This window comes from Streptomyces sp. NPDC059166 (genome assembly GCF_042755185.1).
In the GTDB taxonomy this organism is placed as follows: domain Bacteria; phylum Actinomycetota; class Actinomycetes; order Streptomycetales; family Streptomycetaceae; genus Streptomyces.
Genome location: NZ_JBHZCI010000031.1, coordinates 1 through 24,633 on the forward strand (window position 1 = coordinate 1; position 24,633 = coordinate 24,633).

The following is a 24,633-nucleotide window of genomic DNA, read 5'->3' on the forward strand; positions in this document are numbered from 1 at the left end:
GCACCGCGCAGCGAAGCAGGAACCCACCCGACACCGCAGCCCTCAACGGCACGGTAGGCGGGAATCGCCGTCCTTCAGGGCGGCGAGGATGTCAATCAGTGCGTCGCCGGGTGTGACGGGGCAAGAGGCTCCGCATGGTCACGTCGGACCATGCCGAGCAGGTCATGGATCGCGCGCAGTACCGCGTCCTGGCGCTCCTCGCGCAGCCAGGCGTGGCCAGCGTCGTGCAGTGTGCGGTGCTCGCCGCGCGGGACCGACGAGGCCAGACGGGCGTGCAGCCCCGCCTTGAGGGTGCCGATCTGCCGGAGCACGTCGTCCTGCCACAGGTGGGACTGGGTGTCGTCATGGCCCCGCGCGGTCACCACGATCATCGGAACGTCCGGCAGGGCGGCCGTGACGTCGGCGGCGCTGCGCGGGAGCGGGACGGGCGCACTCCAGCCTGTGTCCGCGCTCGCCGCCCCTGGTGAACGCCCAGGCCGCTTCGATCGCCTCGCGGGGGCGTGAGTCGTCGGGCCGACCGGCCTCGAAGAGGCCGAGTACCGGCTCCGCGCGGGCCGCGGCGAATGCCGTCACCGCGCGGAGGTCCTGTGCGGTCAGCTCGACCGTGCCCGGCTCTGCCGTCATGTCCCCGGCGGTCAGCTCCCGGCCGCGTACGCGGTGAAGGACGCCCAGGCGGCCGGGGTGACGGTGAAGGTGGGGCCGTCCGGGTTCTTGGAGTCGCGGAGGTGGACGGTGGTGGAATGGGCGGCGGACTCGGGGCGGGCGTAGGCGACTTCGAGGCAGTTGCCGCCTTCGCTGCCGCTGTAGCTCGACTTGAACCACTCGTGTGCGGTGCTCATTGCTCTCCTAGCAGCCGGTCCAGCAAGGCCCTGGTGTCCTCCGTGTTCAGGGCTTGTGTCCGCAGCATCGCATATTTCTGAGAGAGGATGCTGACCTCGTCGGGGTCGGCGATGAGCTGGCTGCCACGCTGGGTCTCCGTGTACCCGAGATGCTGGTGATCCGCCGTCTCCAGCAGCACGAACGGCCCGTCCAGGGCGGCATGGGAGTGCCGGCCGACCGGCATCACCTGGATGGTGACGCCTGGAAGGGCCGAGCACGTGCGGAGGTGTTCCAGAGCCTCCTTGTACACGGCGTCACCGCCGAGCCTGTCGAGGAGCACGGCTTCGGCGACGATGAAACTGATGCACGGCGGGACATCAGTGTGCAGGATCCCCTGGCGATCGAGCCGTGTGGTGGTCTGGGCCTCGATCTCCTCCTCGGAGAAGGCCGGGACACGGCTGCTGAACACGGCGCGGGCGTAGCTCTCCGTCTGGAGGAGGCCCGGAAGCACCTGGTTCTCGTAGAAGGACAGGGTGGACGCCTCCCGCTCCAGATCGATGAACGTCTCCGCCCACGCCGGGATCAGGTCCACCTCCGGCATGTTGTCCACGGCCGTCCCCAGTGCCCCCTTCGTGTCGAGGAGTTGGTCCAGGCGGTGGGCGAGGTCGGGGAGCAGCGCGCGGCGGCCCTGTTCGATGGAGGCGATCGTTTCGAGTTGCACGGCTGCTCGGTGGGCCAGTTGGGCCTGGGTGAGGTCCGCCGTGACGCGGAAGAGGCCGACGAGTTTGCCGATCAGCTTCATGGCCGAGGCGTTCCGGCTTCGGCGTTTCGTGGGGCGCATACGGTCGGAACTCCCCGTTCTCGTACGTACGTCATGCATGCGCGGCCCGTACAAGAGATCTGTACGGGCTCACCTACTGCATGAGGGTATGCACACAGGGTGACTCTCGTCCCATGAACGAGACGATGCAACCCTCCCTGCTGCGCGAGCGGTTCTGCCGGCGTGAGCGCAGGTCCGTGGCCGTCGTGCGGGAGTTCGTGAGGGCCGCCGCGGAGGAGTGGGGTTTCGGGGCGCGGGTGGACGACCTGCTGCTCTGCGTGAGCGAACTGGCCACCAACGCCTTGCTGCACGGGGTTCCGCCGGGGCGGGGATATCTCGTACGGCTCACGCTGGATTGCCGGGAGCTGGTCGTGGAGGTGCACGACAGCGGTGGCGGACAGCCGGTGGTCCGGGAGCCCTGCGGCGAGTCGGGGCGGGGGCTGCTGCTGGTGGAGGCTCTTGCCGACCGGTGGGGTGTCGGGGAGCGGGACCCCGGGAAGGTCGTGTGGTGCGCGTTCTCCGCGCCCTGATGCCCTGATCCGGACCGATGTGGGCTCGAAGAGGCGCTGGCCGTCCGGCGGGCGGAGATCGCACGGGGCCGTGAGCTGATCAGCGATGCGGCGCTCGACGATGCCGGTGCGTTGCCGGACGCGGAGGCGGCGTATCTCGGGGACCGCGGTCTGTCGCTGCGCTGGATCCTGGTGCACATGATCGAGGAGTACGCCCGGCACAACGGGCACGCGGACCTGCTGCGGGAGCGTGTGGACGGGGTCACCGGCCCCTGACCCGACGGTGCGGGAGGCCTCATGCCGAGGGACCCGGCACCTTGTCCGGTGCCGGGTCCCTCGGAACTGCTCAGCTCGCGGTGCGCGGTGCCTGGCGGGCACCGCGCCTCACGGATCAGGCGTGCGAGCCCGCCTTGCGACGGCGGACGACGAACACCGCGCCGGCGCCGATGGCGAGGGCCGCGCCGCTCGCGAGGGCGAGCTGCGAGGTGGCCGAGGACGAACCGGTGGAGGCGAGGGTGCCGCCCGCCGGGGTCGCGGAACCGCCGCTCAGCGGGGTGAGGTCCGAGTCGTTCTTCTTGCTCGTGCCGGGCTTGGCGTCCGGGACGTTGCCGGTCTTAGTGCCGGCGGCGGCGATCAGGAACTCGTAGCCCTCGAGGTCCGGGGTGCCGCCGCAGTCACCGTTGTCGTTCCAGTAGTCACCGGCGACGAAGGTGACGCCGTTGCCCGCGGGGGCCTTGGCGTCGATCTTGAGGCGCATCTTGATGTCGGCCTTGGCACCGGCCTTCATGGGGCTGATGGCGTCCATGTAGTGCTCGTTGTCGACGTTCTGCCACTTGGAGGAGGACGAGGACCACTGCAGGTGCACCAGGTCGTCGATGTCCTTCATGCCGCTCTTGTCCGTGGCGTGGACGTACGCGAACGGGTAGACCTCGTCCAGCGTCTTCTTGGTGCCGTTGGTCACCCGGAGCGTGAAGTTGGTCGTCGTGCCGGCGACGACGGTGGAGGGCAGGCCCTTCACGACGGTGGTGAGCTTCGGCTCGGGGACGCAGGACTCTCCGTCGTCTCCGTCGTCGTCACCGTCCTCGCCGCCTTCGGCCTCCTCCGCCTTCGCGTCGGCGAGGGCCTTGTCGGCGGCGGTCTTGTCGGCGAGGGCCTGCTTTGCGGCGTCCTGCGCCTGTCCGATCTTCCGGGCGGCCTCGACACGTGCGTCGTCCAGGGTTTCCTGGGCTGCCGCGGCCTCGTCCTCGGCGTTCTTCTCGGCCTCGCCGGCGGTCGCGGCGGCGGTCTTCGCCTCGGTGAGCTTTGCCGCCGCAGCGGTCTTCTGATCCTCGGTGGCCGACTCGTCCGCGGCAAGGCGGTCGACCTCGGCCTGCGCGTCGGTGACCGCCTGGTCGGCGGTCACCTTCGCGGCGGCCGCCTCGGTGGCCGCCGTCTTGGCGGCCGCGGCCGCCATATTCAGGGGGTTGGTGTCCAGGTCGTACGCCCTGAGCGCCGCCTTGGCGGCGTCAACCGCGGCCACCGCGTCGTCGTACGCGGCCTGAGCGGCCTCGGCGGCCTTCTCCAGCTCCGCGATCGACGGCTTGTTCTGGGTCTGCGCGGCCGGCTTGTCGGCGGCGAACGCGGGGGTGACCGCCAGCAGGAGCACAGGCGTGGTGACTGCGGCTGCGACTGCTGCGGAAAGGGTGCGGCGAATCTTCACAAGGGCCCTTCGAGGTACGGAAGAAAAGAATGAAGGGTCGCAGCGGAAATGACTCACGCGGATGCGACTTGAGGCGATCGTATGACCGGGACGGTGGCTGGACTACACACTTTCTTCACCGGTCACGGCCTTATCACATCGCGGGGGTGGATTGATGGGGCGAAAGGGGGCAGTTGCCTTCCCTGTGCGCGATTTCCCTGTGATCAATGCCATAGCGGCAGGGGGCGGCGTACTCCCGTGTGGTGGGGGAGTGCGCCGCCCCCTGGTGGGACGGGCCGGGTGGGCTGCGCGGGTGGGCCGCGCATTCACGCCGGTTACCTCGCGTCGTTGTCGAACTGGGCCTTGGACCAGCGGTAGCCGAGGACGGTGAGGCCGAGGCACCAGGCGAGTGCGATCCACCCGTTGTTGCCGATCTCCGAACCGAGGAGCAGTCCGCGGAGGGTCTCGATGGCGGGGGTGAAGGGCTGGTACTCGGCGATCGGCTGGAACCAGCCCGGCATGGTGTCGAGCGGGACGAAGGCGCTGGAGATGAGCGGGAGGAGGATCAGCGGCATGGCGTTGTTGCTGGCGGCTTCCGCGTTGGGGCTGCCGAGGCCCATGCCGACCGCGATCCAGGTGAAGGCCAGGGCGAAGAAGGCGAGCAGTCCGAAGGCGGCCAGCCACTCCAGGGCGGTGGCGTCGACGGATCTGAACCCGATCGCGACGCCGATCGCGCCGACGAGCACCACGCTGATGATCGTCTGCAGCACACTGCCGACGACATGCCCGAACAGGATGGAACCCCGGTGGATCGCCATGGTGCGGAAGCGGGCGATGATGCCTTCGTTCATGTCGGTGGAGACCGAGACGGCGGTACCGATCGTGGTGGAGCCGATGGTCATCAGCAGGATGCCCGGGACGATGTAGGCGATGTACTCGGAGCGTCCGGCCCCGCCGCTCATCGTCTCGCCGAAGATGTAGACGAAGAGCAGCAGGAGCATGACCGGGGTGAGCAGCAGGTTCAGGGTGAGGGACGGGTAGCGCCGGGCGTGCAGCAGGTTGCGGCGCAGCATGGTCGACGAGTCGCGTACGGCGAGGGAGAGGTTGCTCATCGTGCGGTCTCCTGGTTCCGGTCCTGGGACTGCGTCCCGGGCTTGGTCTGGGTGGGGACGGTGGCTGCGGTGAGGGCGAAGAAGACGTCGTCGAGGTCGGGGGTGTGCACGGTCAGTTCGTCCGCCTCGACGCCGGCGCCGTCCAGGCGGTCGAGGACGGTGCGGAGGTCGCGCTGGGTGCCGTCGCTCGGGATCTGCAGGGACAGCGCCTCGGCGTCGGCGGTGGCGTCGGGCAGGGCCGCGGCTGCTGAGCGGTAGGCGTCCGGGTCGGTGAAGCGGAGCCGGACGTGGCCGCCGGGTACGAGCCGCTTGAGTTCGTCGGCGGTGCCTTCCGCGGCGATCCTGCCGTCGTGGAGGACGGCGATACGGTCGGCGAGTTCGTCGGCCTCTTCCAGGTACTGGGTGGTGAGGAAGACGGTGACGCCGCCTGCGACGAGTTCGCGGATGGCGGTCCACATGTTGTGGCGGCTGCGTGGGTCGAGGCCGGTGGTGGGTTCGTCGAGGAAGATGATCCGCGGGGCGCCGACCAGGGTCATGGCGATGTCGAGGCGGCGTTTCATGCCGCCGGAGTAGGTGGACGCCGGCTTCTTCGCGGCGTCGGTGAGGTCGAAGCGTTCGAGCAGCTCGGCGGTGACCCGTCTGCCCTCGTCCTTGGGGAGGCGGTGCAGGTCGGCCATGAGGAGCATGTTCTCCTCGCCGGTGATCAGGCCGTCCACGGCGGAGAACTGGCCGGTGACGCCGATCGAGGCGCGTACCGACTGGGGGTCGGTGGCGAGGTCGTGGCCGCCGATCCGGATCGCGCCGGATCCGGGGCCGGGCTGGATGAGGGTGGAGAGGATCTTGACCGCGGTGGTCTTGCCCGCGCCGTTGGGGCCCAGCAGGGCGAAGACCGTGCCCTGCGGGACCGTCAGGTCGATTCCGTCCAGGACGGTCTTGTCCCCGTAGGACTTGTGCAGACCGCTCGCCGCGATGGCGGGGTTCGTCATGCCGTGCTCCTTCGTGGTCCGGGTGTCGATCGCGTGTCGGGTGCGCTTCAGAGGGTGCGCGCGGTGATGTCGCCCTGCTGGGTGGTCGCCTTGATGCTGAGCGCCGGGGTGCCGCCCTGGTTCATGAGCGCGTTGTCGATCCGGCCGTAGCCGGTGCCGGCGTCCAGGGAGGCGGAGACGCCGCTCGTGACGCCGACGGTGATGTCGCCCTGCTGGGTGCTCAGCGTGAGCTGCCCCTGCGAGGCCTCGGTGACCGTCACGTCGCCGCTCATGGTGCTGATCTCGCCCGGACCGTGCAGGCGGCCGACCGTGACGCGGGCGTCGGATCCGGTGAGGTGCACGCTGGTGGCCTCGTCGAGCTTGACGGAGCCGTGGCCGCCGTCGACGGTGACGTCGCCGAGCCGTCCGACGCCACGGAACTCGGCGGCGGCGGACCTCGCCTCGACGCCGGAGCCGGCCGGCAGCTGCACGGTGACCTCCACGGAACCGGAGTTGCCGAGGATCCGGTTCCCGGCTCCGGGCGCCTTGATGTTCAGGATGCCGCCGGAGCAGGCGACCTCCGTCTGCTCGGCAGCCTTGATGTCGCTGCTGCGGGAGGGGTCGGCGGGCCGGACCTCGACGGTGGTGTCGGCGCGGTCGGCCGCGATGAACCGGATGCGGCCGGCGGGGATGTCGAGGACGGCCTGTACGGCGGTGGGGGTTTCGAACTGCTGCATCGTTCGCTCCTCGTGTCGCTGCGCTTGATGTTTCTGACATCGCAAACGCTACGTTGCGTTCGAGGGGGCGGCAACTATGTTGGTGCGTCAAACTTGCGTAATAGCAGGTAGTTGGGGGCTTTTTGTTGCAACGAGATGGAAGGTTAATGCAACGGGACGTTATCGACCGTTGCAATGGTTTGAAGGTGAACGCTATTTCCCGCCCGTGGACGGCGGACGGGCGTGACACCTTGGTGCGGTGTCACGCCCGTCGGGGGAGCCGTGGGCGGTCGCGATGGACCGCCGGCCGGGGTCAGTACATGAGGGCCGTCTCGATGTCCGTCTGCCAGTACGTCACCCTCAGCGTGCTGTCGACGTAGACCGCCTTGCGCAGCGAGGCGTCCGCGGACGGGCCGGTGGATCCGGCCCCCTCCCGGCCCTGGAAGTGCACGGTCGCCTTCTTCGTCGAATAGCCGCCCGTGCCGCTGCCGTCGGCCGAGGACGTCAGCACGCCGGCGTACGCGGACTCACCCGGGAGCAGGGTGACCACGGCCTGCGGCTTGCTCTGCTCGAACACCGGCGGGGTCGACTGCGCCTCGCCGAACCGCACGAACGGGTAGTGGTAGGCGTCGCATGCCTCCGAACCCGTGTTGGTCACGGTGAGCAGCATGTGGTTGACGGGCCGGGGCGCGTTCGTGAGCTTCACCTGGGAGTTGGAGCCGTCGCACGGGCGGGTGACGGACCGGTCGTCCGCCGGCGCCGCGTCGTCGCCGCTGTCGCCCCCTTGCTGTGACGCCGGTTCGGCGGCCGGCTTCCGCGCCGAACCGGAACCCTTCGACGGGCCGGAAGCGGAATCGTCGGTGCCCGGCCGGGTGCTCGCACCGTCCTCCGCCTTGCCGTTCGAGGCCGCCGCCGGGGCTGCGGAGGTTCCGGTGGCGGCAGCGGTCTCGCCGGCGCTGTCCGCCGCCTCCTGTCCGCCGCCCTGACAGGCGGTCAGGGACAGGGCGGTGAGCAGGGCGGCGGCCCCCAGGGCGGAGGTGTGGGCGGCGTGGCGGAATCGAAGGTTGCGCATGAGTGGATCTCCCCGTTTCAGGTGGTGAACGCCCGGGGCGCCGGGTTGGCGCGGTGTGGTGCGGGCGGGTGTACTGGGTGGTGACGCATGGTCGGAGGCGTCACAGGAGTGAGAGGACGATCGCGATGCAGGCGATCAGGACTCCGGTGGCGACGGTGTCGGTCAGAGTGACGCCAGGTCGGGTACGCACGGCGGCTCCCGGTGCGGGGGTGAGGGTGGGACGTACGGATCGCGGGGACGCCGCGGTGTGTCCACATCCTTTCCAGCGCCGGATCCCGCTCGCAACGGCTGCCGGGGCGTACGGGACGCTGGAACGTTCGCACCCCCTGTGACCTGCGCGGACACCACTTCCCTGGGACGCCGTCCCGGGAAGGAACAGAAGGGGAACGGTCGGGGTGGGCACAGAGATCCAGGAATTCGCCGCGCTGCTCAGGGAGCTCAAGGAGCGGTCGGGGCTCAGCTACGGGGCGCTCGCGCAGAGACTGCACATGAGCACCTCGACCATCCACCGCTACTGCAACGGGGACGCCGTCCCGCACGACTACGCGCCGGTCGAACGCTTCGCCCGGGTGTGCCGTGCCTCCGCCGACGAGCTGATGGCGCTGCACCGCAAGTGGATCCTGGCCGACGAGGCGAAGCGGAGGGGTGTGCGGAAGCCGGAGGCGGGCGGGACCGGCGGTGGGTCCCCCGTCCCGGGGGCGCCGGTGGCCGAGCCCGCCGCCGCTCCGGTTGCGCCGGAGCCGGTGGCCGAACCGGCTGCCGCTCCGGTTGCGCCGGAGCCGGAGGCCGCCGCTCCGGAGGGCGACGTCTCGGGGCCGCCCGTCTCCGGGCCCGCGGCGCCTCAGGCCGCCGCCCCCGAGGACGTGACGCCCGAGGGGGCGCGCCCCGGTGCAGGTCCCGGTTCCCGCCGCGGTACGAGGAGGCTGCGCGTCCTGCTGACGGCGGTGGCGGTGGTCGCCCTCACCGTGCCCGTGGCCCTCGCCTTCCGCGGTGACGGGGACGGCGGGCCCGCCGCCGAGGACGGGCGGGCGGAGCGGGCGGTCACGCGGTCACCGGTCGTACCGACCGGCCGGGCGAGCACCCGCGTGCACCCCGGTGGGAGCGAGAGCGCGTCCGCGGCCCCGAGCCACCCGGCCTCTCCGACGCAGGGTGGGAGCGGCGACGGCCCGTCGCCGTCGGCGGGCGGGCAGCACGAAGCGGGCGTCCCCGTGTCCGCCTCCATCAGCTCGTACAACTGGGAGGAACCCTGCGGGCAGTACTACCTGCTCGACGACGACCCCGACGACGTTCCGCCGCCTCCCCCCTCCCAGGACACCCGCAGCTGGGCCAAGGCCCTCGACGGTGTGGACGGCGGTGACATGAAGCTCGAACTCACCCTTCAGGGGAAGTCCGGTGAGGCGGTCGTGCTGAACGGGCTGCACGTGCGGGTGATGGGGCGCGACGCGGCGCTCGCCCGGTCGGCGTTCTCGATGGGCAGCGGCTGCGGGGGAGGGATCACGCCGCGGACCTTCGACATCGACCTGGACGACAGCAGGCCCCGCGCGAAGCCGGTCGCCGGGGAGGACGCCGGCAAGGTCGTGCCCGCGAAGGACTTCCCGTACCGGGTGAGTTCCACCGACGTCGAGGTGTTCAGCCTCGACGCGCACGTGGAGGGGCACGACGTGACCTGGTACCTGGAGCTGGAGTGGACCAGCGGCGGAAGGAGCGGGACCCTGCGCATCGACGACCGGGGCGTCCCCTTCCGTACGAGCGGTCTCAAGGCCCGGCCGAGCTACCAGTACCGCTGGGACATCTCCCAGTGGGTGCCGGAGGAGCACTGACGGGTGTTCCCGTCGAGCACGGGCACGGGCACGGGCACGGTGAGGGCGGTCGTCCCGTCGCGGGGGCTCACGGTGGCGGAGTGGTCCCGCCGTACGGGGGCACGGTGACGGCTGTCAGGGCGAGGCCGTCGCTCACGCGCCAGCGGCCGTCGAAGCCGGTGAGGGGCGGGCCGGCCGTGGTGGTGCCCGGGACGAGCAGGGCGGCACCGAAGGTGCCGTCCGGGCGCAGGGTGACATGGGCGTCGAGGAAACCCAGGCCGCGGCCGGTGAGCGGGGACCACGCCTTGTAGACGGCCTCCTTGGCGCTGAACAGCAGGGTGTCCCAGGGGATGCCGGGGTGGTGGGCGGCGAGTTCCCCCAGAGCGTCCCGTTCGGCGGGCAGCGTCACCTTCCTCAGCACGCGTCCCGGAAGCGGCACGGCAGGTTCCGCGTCGATGCCCAGGGAGGCCGCCGTGGTGGTCCGGGCCACCGCCGCGGCCCGGTAGCCGGTGCAGTGGGCCAGGCTGCCGACCACGCCCTCGGGCCACAGGGGTGCTCCGCGAGGGCCCTTGAGGATCGGCAGGGGCGGGAAGCCGAAACCGGCCAGGGCGGCGCGGGCGCACCGGCGGACGGTGGCGAACTCGCGCCTCCGTGCCGGCACGGCCGGGGCCACCAGGGCCGCCTCCTCGGGAAAGGGGGAGGGGTCCGCACAGTCGCCGAAGGTGTCGAAGGCGATGACCGGCGGGGGCAGCAGCGGTGCCAGCACACCCGCGACAGCCGGGCCGTCGGTCGGAAGCAGGGTCATGGGCGGTCACGGTACCGGGCGGCTCCACCGCTTCGGCGGCGGCGCTGGAAGCCGTACAAGCCGGATATGGCCGGGGAACGCACGCACGAACCGGCGATGGCGGCGAACGAGGCACGCTCCGGGACGTCAACTTCATCGGTCATCCGGTGAGCGGGGCCATGTTCGGCCTCTCGGCGTGGATGCCGTTCATGTCGAGTGTCGGGCTGCCCCTGCTGTCCCTGAACCCACTCGTGCGGCTGCGAGGGGAGAAGGAACCGCCGGCAAGAGCCGCAGGATGCACGCGGACATCGCCGTGGGGCTGCGCCGGGTATGGGATCGAGCCAATTTCCGTACGGCCCTCCTGATCATCGCCGGGAGCAACCCGGTCTTGCAGGGGCTCATCCTCACCGTGGCCGTCGTCATCCGGGAGGGCGGGGGCGCGGCGGGGACGATCGGGCTGATCATGGCGTGCGGCGGCATGGGCGGGCTGTCGGTGCGCTGGTCAGGGGGTGGCTGATCAAGCGCTGGGCCATGCGCCAGATCATGAGCATGGCGCATACGCCGTGGGCGCTGGTCATGCCCACAGCTGTACTTTCAGACAACCAGTGATACTTGGTGTTCTCTTCGTCATAACGTCGCATATAGGGGCCGCTGTTACCGTCTCCGGCATGTCGTATCAGGTGCGAATCACGCCGAACAACATGTAGGGGCGGGTCGGCAGTGTCGTCATGCTCCTTGTGTCCGGCGCGAGTTCGCTCGGCGCGCTCGGCACCGGGTACCTCCTGGAGGCGGTCGGCTCCCGGCACACGCTGGTGGTCGTGTCGGGCGTGATGGCGGTGCTCGCACTGGTGGCGGCCGTGGTCTTCACCAGAAAGGGCGCGGCGCTCGAGGACCGGCAGGACAGCGAGCCGCCCGCACGGCCCGAACCGGCGGCGGCCGCGGACGGGTCGACGGCTGATCCCCTCACCACCCTGGAATTGCGGAGAATCGATGGATGACGCAGTGCGGCTCGAGTCGCTGACCAAGACGTACTGCTCCGGCGACAGCGCGGTGACGGCGCTGCGCGAGATCGGCCTGTCCTTCCCCAGAGGCAGCTTCACCGCCATCATGGGGCCGTCGGGTTCCGGCAAGTCGACGCTTCTCCAGTGCGCGGCCGGACTCGACCGGCCCACGTCGGGCCGGGTGTTCATCGACGGCAAGGATATCGTCGGGCTGAACGAGACCCGGCTCACCGAACTCCGGCGCGACAGGACGGGGTTCATCTTCCAGGCGTTCAACCTGCTGCCGTCGCTCACCGCCGAGCAGAACGTCGCGCTGCCGATGCGGCTGGCCGGCCGCAAGCCGAAGCGCGGGGCCGTACGGCAGGCACTCGCACAGGTGGGCCTGGAGGCGAAGGCGGGCAGCCGTCCCAGCCAGCTCTCCGGAGGCCAGCAGCAGCGTGTGGCGATCGCCCGTGCGCTGGTGGCGCGCCCGGCCGTGCTCTTCGCCGATGAGCCCACCGGTGCGCTCGACCTGACCACGGGCCGCGAACTGCTGGACACCTTACGGCGACTGGCAGGCGCTCCCGTGCCGGCGCAGGGCGGTGCGCCGGGCCACGAGGGCCGGGTGACCACGACGATCGTGATGGTCACGCACGACCCGAACGTGGCCGCGTACGCGGACCGGGTGCTGTTCCTCGCGGACGGCAGTCTCGTGGGCGAGCTCCTCTCGCCCACGGCCGAGGCGGTCGCGGCCCGGATGACGGCCCTGGCGGTGGCACGGTGATCAGGGTTGCCTTCCAGACCCTGCGCGCGCGATGGGTGTCGTTCCTCGGCACCGTCGTGGCGCTGGTGCTCGGGGTCGCACAGGTCGCGGCCATGGGCGTACTCCTCATGACGATGCTGGACCTGCCGGACCGGCCGGTGGAGCGCTTCGCGCAGGCTCCGGCGGTGGTGCAGGCATCCGACCCGGACTGGGACCCCGCCCACCACGACCTGGGCATCAGGTCCCCCGAGGCGGCCCAGGGCATCTCCGACGGCCTTCGGCAGAAGGTCGCCGCGACCGGTGGGACCGTCGTCGACCGCGCGTTCTACGCGCAGCTCCTGGACGGGCCCGAGGACCAGGTCGGCCACCCCTGGCCGGTGGCCAGGTTCGGTGGCTACCGGCTCACCGACGGCAAGGAGCCGGCCGGCGACAAGGAGGTCGCGGTCCCCTCGGACCAGGCCAGGACCGGCGACGAGGTCACCGTCCTGACCGCCTCCGGCGTCGCCCGCTACACCGTGAGCGGCACCTTCTCCCCGGTGGAGTGGGAGGACGCGGTCTTCTTCTCCGACGCGGAGGCCGCCCGGCTGTCCCCGCGCATCGAGTCCCTGGTGGCCCTCGGGCCCCTGGCGGAGGTACGGGCCGCCGTCGGCGACGACGCCGCGGTGCTCACCGGCCAGGACCGGCACAAGGCGGACGCCAGCGAGGCCCAGGACCGCGAGACGCTCGACAACACGATCACGCTGGTGCCGGTGATGGCCAGCGTGGCGGGGACGACCGCGATCTTCGTGGTGGCCTCCACGTTCGCCTTCGCCGTCATCCAGCGCCGCCGTGAGGTCGCCCTGCTCCGTGCCGTCGGCGCCACACCGAAGCAGGTGCGCAAGATGGTGCGCAACGAGGCGCTGCTCGTCGGCGTCGTCGCCTCCGCGCTCGGCACGGCCCTGGGGCTCTTCGGCGCGCAACTGCTCGCAGACATGCTGATCGCCATGGACATCTCGCCCGAGTGGTTCACGGTGGAGCCCTCGCTGCACTGGACCGTCCTGGCGCCGCTCGCCGCCGCCTTCCTGGTCGGGCTTCTGGTGGCGGTCGGCGGTGCGGCCGCCGCCGCCCGGAGGGCCGGCGGCATCAGGCCCATCGAGGCGCTGCGCGAGGCCTCGGTCGACGACACCGGTGTCACGCGCGGGCGTGCGCTGCTGGGCGTGGCCGCGTTGGCCGGTGGTGTGGGGTGGACCGGCTGGATCGCGGTGGGGTCGCCGACCAGCGTGCTCTCACCCACGGTCTACGTGGTGTCTCTGATGGTGCCGGTACTGGCCGCGGCCGTGCTCTCGCCGCTGGTCGTCGGGCCGCTCGTCAGACTGCTGATGCTGCCCTTCCGGGGGGCTTCCGGCCCCACCGCGATGCTCGTACGGGAGAGTGCGCTGACCTCGCGCCGGCGCACCGCGGCGACAGCGGCGCCCGTCCTGCTCACCGTCGGGCTCGCGTTCTCGCTGCTCGCCGCGACCGACTCGCTGGGTGCGGCGCGGGACAACGGGCTCCAGAACAAGGTCAGTTCGCAGTACGCGCTGGCTCCCGACGGAACTCCGGGCATCAGCCCGCAGGTGATCGAGCGGGTCGCGGCCATCGACGGCGTGTACGTGGCGGCCCCGGTCCTCACGACGATCTACACCAAGGACGAGGACCGCTACGACGAGAACGACGGCCTCGTGGTCGACCCCGAGGCGCTGAAGAAGACCATGGACCTGGACATCCTCGAAGGTTCCCTGGACGACCTCGACGACAACAGCACCGCCGTGGCCGATCTGTGGGGCATGGACGTCGGCTCGAAGCTCGACGTGCGGATGGCCGACGGCCGGAACGTCGAACTCCGGGTGGCGGCCACCTACAAGGCGCTGCGCGGCGAGGACGTCGCCTATCTGCCCGAGCGGTTCGCGCCGACCGCCGCCTACGCCAGGGACGGTCTCGCCCGGCGCGCGTACATCTCACTGGCCCCCGGCACCGACCGCGCCGAGGTGACCGCCGAGATCCGCGAGGCGGTGGCGGGCAGCGGGGCGGCCTTCATGACCAGGGACCAGCTCGTCGCGTCGGAGAGCGCGTACGCACGTCACCTCACGGAGGTACGGCAGCGTTCGACGGCGGTCATCATCATGATCTTCTGCTTCATCGCCATCCTCAACACACTCCTCATGGCGACCGCCGACCGGCGCCGTGACCTCGCGGTGCTGCGGATGACCGGAGCGACCCCGTGGCAGGTCCTCCGCTTCTTCGTCGCGGAGTCGCTGCTCGTGTCCGCGCTCGGGGTGGTACTGGCGCTCGCGGCCACGGCGGTCAACCTGGCCGGCCTGTGGGGAGCGCTGCTCCAGCTGTTCGGAGCGACGCCGATCGTGGTGCCGTACGCCGTCGTCATCGGAGTGGCCGTCCTGTCCACCCTGCTGGCCGTGATCGGCACCGTGGTGCCGGTCGGTACGGCCCTTCGGGCCCGGGCCGCCCAGTTCGCCGGCTCGCGCGAGTAGCCGCGCACGCACGGCGTCACCACCCCGCACCACCCCGAGACCCACGCGGTCCGGTCCCGCCACCCCCGTCGGGACCGGGCCGCGTGCTGCGTCACGGGCGGTGGGCGCACGGATGTGTTCAGCACAGGGCCGGTACAGGCCCGCAGCCGAAGCTGAGTGCGAATCCGACCACCGAAGGGGAGCCGACAACCAGGTGTTGCGGGGATCGCTAGAACCCGCCCAGGGATGCGGGGCCGTCGCCGTGTGTGCCGGGGTGGGTGCTCAGAGGCGCTCGGGCGTCCGGATGCCGAGCAGCTTCATGCCCTGGTGCAGGGTGCGGGCGGTGAGCTCGACGAGGAAGAGACGGTTCTCGACGACCTCCGGCGCGTTCTCGTCGCTCAGCACCTGGCACTGGTCGTAGAAGGTGGTGAGGTGGGACGCCAGCTGGTAGAGGTACGCGGCCAGCTTGTGCGGCTCGTACCCCTCGGCGACCTCCTCCAGGACCGCGCCGAACTGGTCCAGGTGCAGACCCAGCGCCCGCTCGGCCGGAGCGAGCTCCAGCTCGGCGTGGGCGGCGGGCTTCGCGTCGCCGGCCTTGCGCAGGATGGAGCGGATCCGGGCGTAGGCGTACTGGAGGTACACCGAGGTGTCGCCGTTCAGCGAGACCATCTGGTCCAGGTCGAACTTGTAGTCGCGCACGGCGGACGTCGAAAGGTCGGCGTACTTGACCGCACCGACACCGACGTACCGGCCGTTCTCGACGATCTCCTCCTCGGACAGGCCCACCTTCTCGGCCTTCTCCCGGACGACCGCGGTGGCCCGCTCGACGGCCTCGTCCAGCAGGTCCTCCAGCCGGACGGTGGTGCCCTCACGGGTCTTGAACGGCTTGCCGTCCTTGCCCAGGACGGTGCCGAAGGCCAGCTGGTGCGCCTTGACGTCGTCGTTCAGCCAGCCGGCGCGGCGGGCCGTCTCGAAGACCATCTTGAAGTGCAGGGACTGCCGGGCGTCCACCACGTAGAGCAGGCTGTCGGCCTCGAGGTTCCGCACCCGGTCGCGGATCGCGGAGAGGTCGGTCGCCGCGTAGCCGTAGCCGCCGTTGGTCTTCTTGACGATCAGCGGAACCGGGTTGCCGTCCGGGCCCTTCACATCGTCGAAGAACACGCACAGGGCGCCCTCGGAGCGGACGGCGACGCCCGTCTCCTCCAGGATCCGGCAGGTCTCCTCGAGCATGTCGTTGTACCCGGACTCGCCGACGATGTCGGGGTCGCGGATCTCCATGTCGAGCTTGTTGAAGACGGAGTAGAAGTAGATCTTCGACTCGTCGACGAAGCGCTGCCAGGTCGCCAGCGTCTCCGGGTCGCCGGCCTGGAGGGCCACCACCCGGTCGCGGGCGCGGGCCTTGAACTCCTCGTCCGAGTCGAACAGGGCCCGGGACGCCTTGTAGACGCGGTTCAGCGAGGACATGGCGGCCTCGCCGTCCGTCTCCCCGCCCTCGTGACCTTCGTGCTTCAGCTCGCCCGGGTGCTCGAAGAGGTACTGGATGAGCATGCCGAACTGGGTGCCCCAGTCGCCGATGTGATGGCGCCGGACGACGTTCTCGCCGGTGAACTCCAGGATCTGGACCATCGCGTCGCCGATGACCGCCGACCGCAGGTGGCCGACGTGCATCTCCTTGGCGACGTTCGGCTGGGCGTAGTCGATGACGGTCGTGCCCGCGCCGGGCTTCACCGGCACGCCGAGCCGGTCGCCGTCGGCGGCCCGCGCGGCGAGCGTCTCGGTGATCGCCCGGTCGGTGAGGGTGACGTTCAGGAAGCCGGGGCCGGACACCTCGATGTCCTTGATCAGCTCACCGGCCGGGAGGGCCGCGGTGACCTGGGCGGCCAGCTCGCGAGGGTTGCCCTTGAGCTTCTTGGCGAGCGCGAGGATGCCGTTGGCCTGGAAGTCGGCCCGGTCGCTTCGGCGCAGCAGCGGGTCCGCGGTGCCGGCCTCCGGCAGAGCTGCCGTCAGGGCGTCCGCCAGCTGCTGCTGGAGCGTGGAAGCGAGGGAAGGGACCGAAGCCATGAGCCGGCTGCCGTTTCGGTAGAGGACAAGGGATCACCCCAGTATCCCACGGGGCGTAAAGCCGTTTTCGCGCTGCGGGTGGTACCTGGGAGAATGGGGGTGCCCTCCGTGGGCGTCCCCTACGAGTCCTAACACGAGAGAAGGACGTGCCGACCGTGGCTTCGAGTCAGAGCAGCACCGAGACCGACTGGGTCTCCCGCTTCGCGGACGATGTCATCGCCGAATCGGAGCGACGTGCGCCTGGCAAACCGGTCGTCGTCGCCTCCGGCCTCTCCCCGTCGGGCCCGATCCACCTGGGCAACCTCCGCGAGGTCATGACCCCGCACCTGGTCGCCGACGAGATCCGTCGCCGCGGGTACACCGTGCGTCACCTGATCTCGTGGGACGACTACGACCGCTACCGCAAGGTGCCGAACGGCGTCGAGGGCGTCGACGACTCCTGGCAGGCCCACATCGGCAAGCCGCTGACCTCGGTCCCGGCCCCGGCCGGCTCGGCGTACCCGAACTGGGCGGAGCACTTCAAGGCCGCCATGACCGCGGCGCTGGAGGAGCTCGGCGTCGAGTACGACCCGATCAGCCAGACCGAGCAGTACCTCGCGGGCACGTACCGCGAGCAGATCCTGCACGCCATGCGGCACCGCGCCGACATCGACGCGGTCCTGGACCGCTACCGCACCAAGAAGGACCCCGCCGCGGGAGGGAAGAAGCCGCAGCAGAAGAAGGTCGACGAGGCCGAGCTGGAGGCCGCGGAGGGCTCCGGCGCGGCGAGCGAGGACGACGGCGGCTCCGGCTCGGCGGGCTACTTCCCGTACAAGCCCTACTGCGGCAACTGCGAGAAGGACCTCACCGTCGTCACCTCCTACGACGACGACACGACCGAGCTGAACTACACCTGCTCGGCCTGCGGCTTCGCCGAGACGGTCCGCCTCAACGAGTTCAACCGCGGCAAGCTGGTCTGGAAGGTCGACTGGCCCATGCGCTGGGCCTACGAGGGCGTGATCTTCGAGCCCAGCGGCGTGGACCACTCCTCGCCGGGCTCCTCCTTCGTCGTCGGCGGCCAGATCGTGCGCGAGGTCTTCGGCGGTGTCCAGCCGATCGGCCCGATGTACGCGTTCGTCGGCATCTCCGGCATGGCGAAGATGTCCTCCAGCAAGGGCGGCGTGCCGACCCCGGCCGACGCGCTGAAGATCATGGAGGCGCCGCTGCTGCGCTGGCTCTACGCCCGCCGCAAGCCGAACCAGTCCTTCAAGATCGCCTTCGACCAGGAGATCCAGCGGCTCTACGACGAGTGGGACTCGCTGGCCCGCAAGGTCGCGGACGGCACGGTCCTGCCGGCCGACGCCGCGTCCTACGCACGGGCCGTCGGCACCGCCGCGGGCACGCTGCCCAGCACCCCGCGCCCGCTGCCGTACCGCACCCTCGCCTCGGTCGCCGACATCACCGCCGGCGCCGAGGACCAGACGCTGCGCATCCTCAGCGAGCTCGACCCCGAGAACCCGCTGACCTCCCTCGACGAGGCCCGGCCGCGCCTCGACCGGGCCGAGAACTGGATCACCACCCAGGTCCCGGCCGAGGCACGCACCGTCGTCCGGAGCGAGCCGGACAAGGAACTGCTCGGCTCCCTCGACGAACAGGGCCGTGAGTCGCTCAGGCTGCTCCTGGAAGGGCTCGACTCGCACTGGTCGCTGGACGGCCTGACCACGCTGGTCTACGGGGTGCCGAAGGTCCTGGAGGGCCTGGAGCCCGACGCTAAGCCGACGCCGGAGCTCAAGGTGGCCCAGCGCTCCTTCTTCGCGCTGCTGTACCGGCTGCTCGTCGGCCGGGACACCGGTCCGCGCCTGCCCACGCTGCTCCTCGCGGTCGGTGCCGACCGGGTGCGGACGCTGCTGGGCGCGTAGCACTCCTGGACATGTGAACGGGCGGTCCGCTCAGCGGACCGCCCGTTCACATGTGCCCGCTCCCGGGCGTCAGGCGATGTGGTCGGCCGCCTCGTCCACGTTGAAGCGCTGCTTGAAGCCGGGCAGCAGCTTGCGCAGCAGTGCGGTGCTGCGTGGGTGGCGGACGTTGTGCCCGTCCGAGAGGTGGATGTCGAGGACCTCGACGCTCGGGTAGTCCTGGTGCTGCTGGGTGTAGGCGGCGAACACCTGGTAGGCGATCTCGCCGAACTCGATCTCCGCCTCGGCCGATTCGGCGGGGTCGGCCGGCTCGGTCTCCTGCCGGTCGGCATGGAGTTCCTCGACGTCGAGGCGTACGGGCTGCTGTACGGGCATCTGCGTCTGCGGCCCCGGGCCGGGCTCCGCGGCGCGCGGGTGAGGGAAGGCGCCGATCGTGCCCACGTTGCCGAGCGGGCGGGTGCGCCCGGGGCCCGACGGGATCATGACCGGACTGGACTCCGGGCCCTCGTCGTAGTCGGGGTCGTAAGCGCCCGCGTACGCCTCGTCCGGCACCTTGGGGGCCGCGAACCACGGACTGTCGTGCGAGCCGGGGTGTTCCTGGACGTCCTGCTGTTGCCCGGGGTGCTGCCTGCCGTAGCCGTCGGGGCCGTCCGGCGGGTACTCGTCCCGGGGGTCGTGCTCGTACTCGTCCTGCGGGACGAACCGCTCCTCGTCGTGCCAGGGCGGCGAGTCCGGGTGGCGGTCCGCGTCCCGCGCACCCTGCTCCCGCTCGGGCGCCTGCTCGGGCCGGATCCGCTGACCCGGCGTCCGGTCCTGCGGTACGTAGGGGAGTTCGGGGTGCTGCTCGGTCTCCAGGACCGCCGGGGACGGGGGCAGCAGTGCGGGCTCGATGCCCGCGGCGGCGAGCCCCGCGGGTGCGGTCTCGGCGAGTGCCACACCGTACTTGGCCAGACGGAGCGGCATCAGCGACTCGATGGGAGCCTTGCGGCGCCAGTTGCGGCCGAACCGGGCCTGGAGGCGGGCCTGGTAGATCAGCCGGTCCTGTTCGAGCTTGATGACCTGCTCGTAGCTGCGCAGCTCCCACAGCTTCATGCGGCGCCACAGCTTGAAGGTGGGCACGGGGGAGAGCAGCCAGCGGGTGAGGCGGACACCCTCCATGTGCTTGTCCGCCGTGATGTCGGCGATCCGGCCGACCGCGTGCCGCGCGGCCTCGACGGCGACGACGAACAGGACCGGGATCACGGCGTGCATCCCGGTGCCCAGCGGGTCCGGCCAGGCGGCGGCGCCGTTGAACGCGATCGTCGCGGCCGTCAGCAGCCAGGCGGTCTGCCGCAGCAGCGGGAAGGGTATGCGCATCCAGGTCAGCAGCAGGTCCAGCGCGAGCAGGACGCAGATGCCCGCGTCGATGCCGATCGGGAAGACCAGCGAGAACTGCCCGAAGCCCTTCTCCTCCGCCAGCTCGCGCACGGCGGCGTACGAGCCCGCGAAGCCGATCGCTGCGATGAGTACGGCGCCGGCGACGACGATTCCGATGAGCACGCGGTGTGCGCGTGTCAGCTGCATTGCGGCCACCCGCGATCCCCTCCCGAACTTGAAGAACCGGCTCCACTTCGGCATCCGGCGCGGGCACAGCCTGGCACATGCCGGCCGGGCGCGTTGCGCGGGGATGGGCCGCGGCCCGGCACTCGGGGGAGTGCCGGGCCGCCTCAAGGTGCCTCTGCGCAGGGGAGTTGGCGCCCGGGTGCGACTCCGGTCACGAATTGCCTACGGGCCGTCGGGAGTCGGGCGTCCGGGACTTCGGGCGTCCCGGCTTTCGGGTGTCCGGGCCCACGTGTCCGGGTGTCCGGGTGTTCGGCCCACGTGCCCCCGGGCCGCCCTAGGGGTCCTACGAGGCCTTGGTGGCCTTCGCCGACGTCTTCGGGGACGCCTTGGACGACGACTTGGACGACGACTTGGACGAAGCCTTGGAGGACGTCGTGGCCGAGGGCTTGGCGGACGGGGACGAGCTCGCCTCCCCGCCGTCGTCCGAACCGACCGCCGCGACGGCCTCCTTGGCCGCCTTCTGGGCGCCTTCCAGGATGTCGGCGGACGAAGGCGTCTTGGCCCCCGCCAGGCCGGCCCCGTTGTACGTGACGCTGACGACGACGTTGCCGGTGCGGGCGAGGACCGTCGCGTAGGCGAAGTCGTCGCCGGACTTCGTGAGGCCGTAGGTGATGGCCGTGGCCTGCTCGCCGAGACCGGCGGCGGGCTTGGACGCGGGCTTCTCGGCCCCCTCGGTCGCCTGCTCCTTGGCGACCTGCTTCGTGTACTCGTCCGTTGCACGCTTGGCCCCGCTGCCCAGCGACTGGTCGGAGTCGAAACGGGTGAAGCCGACGTCGAGCCAGCGGTACTGCGAGCCCTTGACGCCGTTGTCGTCCAGGCCGTTCCACGAGCAGCCGCCACGGGTCGCCGTGTCGCTGGACTTGCCCGGGGTGCCGCCCTTGGTCTTGGCCTTCGGGACGAGGTCCTCGATCGTCTTCGCCGAGAGCGAGTCGCAGGCGTCGGGCAGCGCGGAGTACTTCGCGGGCTCGACGGTGGGCTCGCTCTTCTTCGCACTCGGCGAGGTCGAGGACGCCGTGTCCTTGGAGTCGCCGGAGTCCGACGAGCAGCCGGCGACGACGAGCATCACCGGTACGGCGGCGCAGGCGAGTATGCGGGACAGTCGCGGAGCTGATCGGTGCATGGTTCCTTCACTCGGACGGCACGGCGGAGTCGGTCGCGTGCGGGCGGGCGGTGTGCCGGTCGGACGGTGTGCCGGTCGTCCGGGCGGTTCACGCTCGGACGTGCCGGGTACGGGCGGTCGTGCGGTCTGTCGGTTTCGTACTGCGGTCACGCGACCCGGGGGCACGTGGTCCGGCGGCCGGCTGGATGCCGGGCCGCGTACCTCGTGGCGCAACACCGCCGGGTACGTCGACCGGGGCCACGGTACGACGGACCGCGAGCGGATGCCGCCTCCGGCATCGGCGCCCGGCAGGTGCCGGCCGCCCGGCCGGGCCCCGCGCCGAGGCCCGGCGGCGCGGGTCAGTCGCTGAGTGTCTCGTTCAGATTTCGGGCCAGGGCCTGCGTCTTCTCCTGCAGTTCCTTGCTGTCGGGGACCTCGGAGGGGCGGCCGGGCTGCTCGCCGTAGTGGACGGTCACGATCACGTTCGATGTGCGGAATACCACGCTCACGGTGCGGTGCTGCGAGGTGGAACCGGCCGGGGTGAGCACATCGTCCAGGAACGCGGCGTCCCCGAGTCCGTCGAGCAGCCGGGGCCGGAGGTCCTCACCGGGGGTGTCCGGGCCGGAGCTGACGGAACCTGACGACGGGGAGGCGGAGGACGCGGAAGTGGTGCCGTCCGGGGTGCCGGACGGGGTGCCCGAAGGGGTGCTGCCGGGAGAGGCGGAGGCGGAACCGTCCGGTGTCTCGCTCGGGGTGACGCCACCGGGCGCGGGGAGCCCGGCGTCCTCCTGCTTCTGGGCGTACACCTCCCTGGCCCGGTCGTCGTCGCTCACCGAGGGTTCGTAGGAGACGACACGCTCCAGGTCGATCGACAGGTTCCACGACGCGTCCGGGGTGTCCGACGACCAGCGGCAGCCGACCTTGCGGTCGGTGTCGTAGGTGACGGACGCCGTGCCCTCGTACACCCTCTCCCGCTGCTCCTCGGGAAGCTCGGCGGTGCCCGGCAGCAGGTCCTTGAGCATGGAGCGGGGGACGGCACGGCAGGATTCGGGCAGCGTCCGGTACTTCCCGGGAGGCGCGGTCGTGACCGCCGGGCTGCCGGGCTTGCTGTCGGCGGCGGGATCTTCGGCGCCGGAGCCGGCGCTGCAGCCGGCGACGAGCGCCACGAGAAGCGCTACGCCGGGTACGTACGCCATGTGTCGCACGGTTCCCAGGCTCCCTTCGGTACGAAAACGGGTTGCCGCCCGATGGCGGCCGATGGACACAATGTGTATCGCACGCGCCGCCGTGACTGCCGGTCGGCCGACCTGTTTGCCGACCTTGGCGCCGGTTTTGCGCTTTCAGTCTTTTTCGGGGGAATCGAGGAGTTATGTCGTATGTAGAGGTACCGGGTGCGAAGGTTCCCATCCGTATGTGGGCGGACCCGGCGTCGGTCGAGGACGGGGCGATGCAGCAGCTGCGCAACGTCTCCACGCTGCCCTGGATCAAGGGCCTCGCCGTCATGCCGGACGTCCACTACGGCAAGGGTGCGACGGTCGGCTCGGTGATCGCGATGCACGGGGCGGTATGTCCGGCCGCGGTGGGTGTGGACATCGGCTGCGGGATGTCGGCGGTCAAGACCTCGCTCACGGCCAACGACCTGCCGGGTGACCTGTCGCGGCTCCGGTCGAAGATCGAGCAGGCGATCCCGGTGGGCCGGGGGATGCACGACGAGATCGTCGATCCGGGGAGGCTCCACGGCTTCCCGGCCCAGGGCTGGGACGACTTCTGGTCGCGTTTCGACGGGGTCGCCGAAGCGGTCAAATTCCGTCAGGAGCGCGCCACGAAGCAGATGGGAACGCTCGGCTCGGGCAACCACTTCATCGAGTTCTGTCTCGACGAGGCGGGAAGCGTGTGGCTGATGCTGCACTCCGGATCCCGCAACATCGGCAAGGAGCTCGCGGACTTCCACATCGGGCAGGCTCAGAAGCTGCCGCACAACCAGGGCCTCGTCGACCGTGACCTGGCGGTGTTCATCGCTGACACCCCGCAGATGGCGGCTTACCGGAACGACCTCTTCTGGGCGCAGGAGTACGCCAAGTACAACCGGTCGATCATGATGGGCCTCTTTCAGGACGTGGTCCGCAAGGAGTTCAAGAAGGCGAAGGTCACGTTCGATCCGGTGATCTCCTGCCACCACAACTACGTGGCGGAGGAGCGGTACGACGGCATGGACCTGCTGGTGACCCGGAAGGGCGCGATCCGGGCGGGCTCCGGAGAGTTCGGGATCATTCCCGGGTCGATGGGGACCGGCTCGTACATCGTGAAGGGCCTGGGGAACGCGGCGTCCTTCAACTCCGCCTCGCACGGTGCGGGCCGGCGGATGAGCCGGAACGCGGCCAAGCGGACGTTCTCGACACGGGATCTGGAGGACCAGACGCGTGGCGTCGAATGCCGTAAGGACTCCGGAGTGGTGGACGAGATCCCGGCCGCGTACAAGCCGATCGAGCAGGTCATCGACCAGCAGCGGGACCTCGTGGAGGTCGTCGCCAAGATCAAGCAGATCGTCTGCGTGAAGGGCTGACCACCGGCATCCTCCGTTGCGACGACGGGCCCGGACGAACGTGTCCGGGCCCGCTCGCGTGCCGCCGTCCAGCAGCCCACGGCGGGCCGGCCGCCGGCTGCCGTCGGGGAGGGCCGATCGTGCGGGTCAGCCGGTGCGGTGCACCTTGGAGTTGGACGCCTGGGCGCGGGGGCGGACGACCAGGAGGTCGATGTTGACGTGGCTGGGGCGGGTGACGGCCCAGGTGATGGTGTCGGCGACGTCGTCGGCGGTGAGCGGGGCGTCCACGCCGGCGTAGACCTTGGCGGCCTTCTCGGTGTCACCGCGGAAACGGGTGGTGGCGAACTCCTCGGTCTTGACCATGCCGGGGGCGACCTCGATCACGCGGACCGGGGTGCCGACGATCTCCAGGCGCAGGGTCTCGGCCAGGACGTGCTCGCCGTGCTTCGCGGCCACGTAGCCTCCCCCGCCCTCGTACGTGGAGTGCCCGGCCGTCGAGGAGAGGATCACGACCGTGCCGTCGCCGCTCGCGGTGAGGGCCGGCAGCAGGGCCTGGGTGATGTTGAGTGTGCCGATGACGTTGGTCTCGTACATCTGGCGCCAGTCGGCGGGGTCGCCGGTGGCCACCGGATCGGCGCCCAGTGCGCCGCCCGCGTTGTTCACCAGGACGGCCAGGGAGCGGAACGCGGTCGCGAACTCGTCGACCGCGGCCCGGTCGGTGACGTCCAGTGCGTAGGCGGTCGCCTGGTGGCCCGCTTCGGTGATCTCCGCGGCGAGTGCCTCGATGCGGTCCTTGCGGCGCGCGGTGAGGACCACGCGGTACCCGGCGGCGGCCAGCTGCCTGGCGGTCGCGGCACCGATGCCGCTGCTCGCGCCGGTGATGACGGCGATGGGGGTGGCGGCCATGCGAACTCCTCGGACAGCTGATCGG

The 24,633-nt window shown here is 70.8% G+C and carries 23 protein-coding genes and 1 pseudogene; 9 read left to right on the plus strand and 15 right to left on the minus strand.

Annotated elements, in window-relative coordinates:
- Window positions 1-95 precede the first annotated feature (95 nt).
- From ACFXOA_RS22555 to ACFXOA_RS22570, 4 genes are read right to left on the minus strand one after another with little or no spacing between them, the layout of a single operon-like run.
- Window positions 96-371 carry a hypothetical protein gene (locus ACFXOA_RS22555; RefSeq protein ID WP_385031351.1) on the minus strand — a complete coding sequence of 92 codons (276 nt, stop codon included), beginning with the start codon at window positions 369-371 and terminating at the stop codon, window positions 96-98.
- Window positions 343-624, minus strand: a complete 282-nt coding sequence (locus tag ACFXOA_RS22560; RefSeq protein WP_385031354.1) for a putative immunity protein — start codon at window positions 622-624, stop codon at window positions 343-345. Before ACFXOA_RS22560 ends, ACFXOA_RS22555 begins: the two co-directional genes overlap by 29 nt.
- A gap of 11 nt (window positions 625-635) precedes the next feature.
- Complete coding sequence (locus ACFXOA_RS22565; RefSeq protein WP_385031357.1) at window positions 636-839, minus strand: DUF397 domain-containing protein; 204 nt, start codon at window positions 837-839, stop codon at window positions 636-638.
- Window positions 836-1,660 carry a Scr1 family TA system antitoxin-like transcriptional regulator gene (locus tag ACFXOA_RS22570; protein ID WP_385031360.1) on the minus strand — a complete coding sequence of 275 codons (825 nt, stop codon included), beginning with the start codon at window positions 1,658-1,660 and terminating at the stop codon, window positions 836-838. Before ACFXOA_RS22570 ends, ACFXOA_RS22565 begins: the two co-directional genes overlap by 4 nt.
- Before the next feature lie 113 nt (window positions 1,661-1,773).
- On the opposite strand from ACFXOA_RS22570, the gene ACFXOA_RS22575 reads away from it, so the two are divergent.
- A complete protein-coding gene (locus ACFXOA_RS22575; RefSeq protein ID WP_385031363.1) occupies window positions 1,774-2,169 on the plus strand; it encodes an ATP-binding protein in 396 nt (131 codons plus the stop codon).
- Window positions 2,170-2,190: 21 nt separating this feature from the next.
- A pseudogene (locus ACFXOA_RS22580) lies at window positions 2,191-2,424 on the plus strand (DUF664 domain-containing protein); the annotation flags it as partial.
- Between the two features lie 115 nt (window positions 2,425-2,539).
- Here the strand turns inward: ACFXOA_RS22580 and ACFXOA_RS22585 are convergent.
- The 5 genes from ACFXOA_RS22585 to ACFXOA_RS22605 form a co-directional block, all read right to left on the minus strand.
- Window positions 2,540-3,847, minus strand: a complete 1,308-nt coding sequence (locus tag ACFXOA_RS22585; protein WP_385031366.1) for an LAETG motif-containing sortase-dependent surface protein — start codon at window positions 3,845-3,847, stop codon at window positions 2,540-2,542.
- A 314-nt stretch (window positions 3,848-4,161) separates the two neighbouring features.
- A complete protein-coding gene (locus tag ACFXOA_RS22590; RefSeq protein WP_385031369.1) occupies window positions 4,162-4,938 on the minus strand; it encodes an ABC transporter permease in 777 nt (258 codons plus the stop codon).
- Window positions 4,935-5,924 carry an ABC transporter ATP-binding protein gene (locus ACFXOA_RS22595; protein WP_385031373.1) on the minus strand — a complete coding sequence of 330 codons (990 nt, stop codon included), beginning with the start codon at window positions 5,922-5,924 and terminating at the stop codon, window positions 4,935-4,937. Before ACFXOA_RS22595 ends, ACFXOA_RS22590 begins: the two co-directional genes overlap by 4 nt.
- Window positions 5,925-5,971: 47 nt before the next feature.
- On the minus strand, window positions 5,972-6,640 hold the full coding sequence (locus ACFXOA_RS22600) for a DUF4097 family beta strand repeat-containing protein (RefSeq protein WP_385031376.1): 669 nt from the start codon (window positions 6,638-6,640) through the stop codon (window positions 5,972-5,974).
- A 292-nt stretch (window positions 6,641-6,932) separates the two neighbouring features.
- Window positions 6,933-7,691 carry a DUF4232 domain-containing protein gene (locus ACFXOA_RS22605; protein WP_385031379.1) on the minus strand — a complete coding sequence of 253 codons (759 nt, stop codon included), beginning with the start codon at window positions 7,689-7,691 and terminating at the stop codon, window positions 6,933-6,935.
- Window positions 7,692-8,086: 395 nt separating this feature from the next.
- Between ACFXOA_RS22605 and ACFXOA_RS22610 the strand changes: the two genes are divergently transcribed.
- Window positions 8,087-9,511: a helix-turn-helix domain-containing protein gene (locus tag ACFXOA_RS22610; protein WP_385031382.1), complete on the plus strand. Its 1,425-nt coding sequence runs from the start codon at window positions 8,087-8,089 to the stop codon at window positions 9,509-9,511.
- Between the two features lie 67 nt (window positions 9,512-9,578).
- Here ACFXOA_RS22610 and ACFXOA_RS22615 read toward each other — a convergent pair whose 3' ends face one another.
- On the minus strand, window positions 9,579-10,256 hold the full coding sequence (locus tag ACFXOA_RS22615) for a 4'-phosphopantetheinyl transferase (RefSeq protein WP_385031578.1): 678 nt from the start codon (window positions 10,254-10,256) through the stop codon (window positions 9,579-9,581).
- A gap of 313 nt (window positions 10,257-10,569) precedes the next feature.
- Here ACFXOA_RS22615 and ACFXOA_RS22620 point away from each other — a divergent pair, with 313 nt between their 5' ends.
- From ACFXOA_RS22620 to ACFXOA_RS22635, 4 genes are all read left to right on the plus strand, one after another.
- Window positions 10,570-10,791, plus strand: a complete 222-nt coding sequence (locus tag ACFXOA_RS22620; RefSeq protein WP_385031384.1) for a hypothetical protein — start codon at window positions 10,570-10,572, stop codon at window positions 10,789-10,791.
- 211 nt (window positions 10,792-11,002) lie between these two features.
- Window positions 11,003-11,272, plus strand: a complete 270-nt coding sequence (locus ACFXOA_RS22625; protein ID WP_385031387.1) for a hypothetical protein — start codon at window positions 11,003-11,005, stop codon at window positions 11,270-11,272.
- Window positions 11,265-12,038 carry an ABC transporter ATP-binding protein gene (locus ACFXOA_RS22630; RefSeq protein WP_385031390.1) on the plus strand — a complete coding sequence of 258 codons (774 nt, stop codon included), beginning with the start codon at window positions 11,265-11,267 and terminating at the stop codon, window positions 12,036-12,038. Before ACFXOA_RS22625 ends, ACFXOA_RS22630 begins: the two co-directional genes overlap by 8 nt.
- Window positions 12,035-14,524 carry an FtsX-like permease family protein gene (locus ACFXOA_RS22635; RefSeq protein WP_385031393.1) on the plus strand — a complete coding sequence of 830 codons (2,490 nt, stop codon included), beginning with the start codon at window positions 12,035-12,037 and terminating at the stop codon, window positions 14,522-14,524. Before ACFXOA_RS22630 ends, ACFXOA_RS22635 begins: the two co-directional genes overlap by 4 nt.
- 261 nt (window positions 14,525-14,785) lie before the next feature.
- Here ACFXOA_RS22635 and argS read toward each other — a convergent pair whose 3' ends face one another.
- Window positions 14,786-16,564, minus strand: a complete 1,779-nt coding sequence (gene argS, locus ACFXOA_RS22640) for an arginine--tRNA ligase (protein ID WP_385031396.1) — start codon at window positions 16,562-16,564, stop codon at window positions 14,786-14,788.
- 146 nt (window positions 16,565-16,710) lie between these two features.
- Here argS and lysS point away from each other — a divergent pair, with 146 nt between their 5' ends.
- Window positions 16,711-18,462 (plus strand): lysine--tRNA ligase, encoded by a 1,752-nt coding sequence (gene lysS, locus ACFXOA_RS22645; RefSeq protein ID WP_385031399.1) that lies wholly within the window; start codon window positions 16,711-16,713, stop codon window positions 18,460-18,462.
- 69 nt (window positions 18,463-18,531) lie between these two features.
- On the opposite strand, the gene ACFXOA_RS22650 is transcribed toward lysS, so the two are convergent.
- The 3 genes from ACFXOA_RS22650 to ACFXOA_RS22660 all read right to left on the minus strand — a co-directional run bounded on the left by ACFXOA_RS22650 (window position 18,532) and on the right by ACFXOA_RS22660 (window position 22,356).
- Window positions 18,532-20,031 (minus strand): DUF2637 domain-containing protein, encoded by a 1,500-nt coding sequence (locus tag ACFXOA_RS22650; protein ID WP_385031402.1) that lies wholly within the window; start codon window positions 20,029-20,031, stop codon window positions 18,532-18,534.
- Window positions 20,032-20,344: 313 nt separating this feature from the next.
- On the minus strand, window positions 20,345-21,181 hold the full coding sequence (locus tag ACFXOA_RS22655; protein ID WP_385031405.1) for a DUF3558 domain-containing protein: 837 nt from the start codon (window positions 21,179-21,181) through the stop codon (window positions 20,345-20,347).
- 338 nt (window positions 21,182-21,519) lie between these two features.
- Window positions 21,520-22,356 carry a DUF3558 domain-containing protein gene (locus tag ACFXOA_RS22660; RefSeq protein WP_385031408.1) on the minus strand — a complete coding sequence of 279 codons (837 nt, stop codon included), beginning with the start codon at window positions 22,354-22,356 and terminating at the stop codon, window positions 21,520-21,522.
- A 173-nt stretch (window positions 22,357-22,529) separates the two neighbouring features.
- Between ACFXOA_RS22660 and ACFXOA_RS22665 the strand changes: the two genes are divergently transcribed.
- Entirely contained in the window at window positions 22,530-23,723 is a 1,194-nt protein-coding gene (locus tag ACFXOA_RS22665) for an RtcB family protein (protein WP_385031411.1), read from the plus strand.
- A gap of 126 nt (window positions 23,724-23,849) precedes the next feature.
- Here the strand turns inward: ACFXOA_RS22665 and ACFXOA_RS22670 are convergent, their stop codons facing one another.
- Entirely contained in the window at window positions 23,850-24,608 is a 759-nt protein-coding gene (locus tag ACFXOA_RS22670) for an SDR family NAD(P)-dependent oxidoreductase (protein WP_385031414.1), read from the minus strand.
- Window positions 24,609-24,633 lie beyond the last annotated feature (25 nt).

Bases quoted from the DNA above. Each gene is read 5' to 3' on its own strand.
- ACFXOA_RS22665 (WP_385031411.1), top strand. From the start codon at position 22,530: ATGTCGTATGTAGAGGTACCGGGTGCGAAGGTTCCCATCCGTATGTGG.
- ACFXOA_RS22655 (WP_385031405.1), bottom strand. From the start codon at position 21,181: ATGCACCGATCAGCTCCGCGACTGTCCCGCATACTCGCCTGCGCCGCC.
- ACFXOA_RS22595 (WP_385031373.1), bottom strand. From the start codon at position 5,924: ATGACGAACCCCGCCATCGCGGCGAGCGGTCTGCACAAGTCCTACGGG.
- ACFXOA_RS22660 (WP_385031408.1), bottom strand. From the start codon at position 22,356: ATGGCGTACGTACCCGGCGTAGCGCTTCTCGTGGCGCTCGTCGCCGGC.
- argS (WP_385031396.1), bottom strand. From the start codon at position 16,564: ATGGCTTCGGTCCCTTCCCTCGCTTCCACGCTCCAGCAGCAGCTGGCG.
- ACFXOA_RS22600 (WP_385031376.1), bottom strand. From the start codon at position 6,640: ATGCAGCAGTTCGAAACCCCCACCGCCGTACAGGCCGTCCTCGACATC.
- ACFXOA_RS22560 (WP_385031354.1), bottom strand. From the start codon at position 624: ATGACGGCAGAGCCGGGCACGGTCGAGCTGACCGCACAGGACCTCCGC.
- ACFXOA_RS22565 (WP_385031357.1), bottom strand. From the start codon at position 839: ATGAGCACCGCACACGAGTGGTTCAAGTCGAGCTACAGCGGCAGCGAA.
- ACFXOA_RS22605 (WP_385031379.1), bottom strand. From the start codon at position 7,691: ATGCGCAACCTTCGATTCCGCCACGCCGCCCACACCTCCGCCCTGGGG.
- ACFXOA_RS22625 (WP_385031387.1), top strand. From the start codon at position 11,003: ATGCTCCTTGTGTCCGGCGCGAGTTCGCTCGGCGCGCTCGGCACCGGG.
- ACFXOA_RS22575 (WP_385031363.1), top strand. From the start codon at position 1,774: ATGAACGAGACGATGCAACCCTCCCTGCTGCGCGAGCGGTTCTGCCGG.
- ACFXOA_RS22620 (WP_385031384.1), top strand. From the start codon at position 10,570: ATGCACGCGGACATCGCCGTGGGGCTGCGCCGGGTATGGGATCGAGCC.
- ACFXOA_RS22670 (WP_385031414.1), bottom strand. From the start codon at position 24,608: ATGGCCGCCACCCCCATCGCCGTCATCACCGGCGCGAGCAGCGGCATC.
- ACFXOA_RS22590 (WP_385031369.1), bottom strand. From the start codon at position 4,938: ATGAGCAACCTCTCCCTCGCCGTACGCGACTCGTCGACCATGCTGCGC.
- ACFXOA_RS22630 (WP_385031390.1), top strand. From the start codon at position 11,265: ATGGATGACGCAGTGCGGCTCGAGTCGCTGACCAAGACGTACTGCTCC.
- ACFXOA_RS22555 (WP_385031351.1), bottom strand. From the start codon at position 371: ATGATCGTGGTGACCGCGCGGGGCCATGACGACACCCAGTCCCACCTG.
- ACFXOA_RS22570 (WP_385031360.1), bottom strand. From the start codon at position 1,660: ATGCGCCCCACGAAACGCCGAAGCCGGAACGCCTCGGCCATGAAGCTG.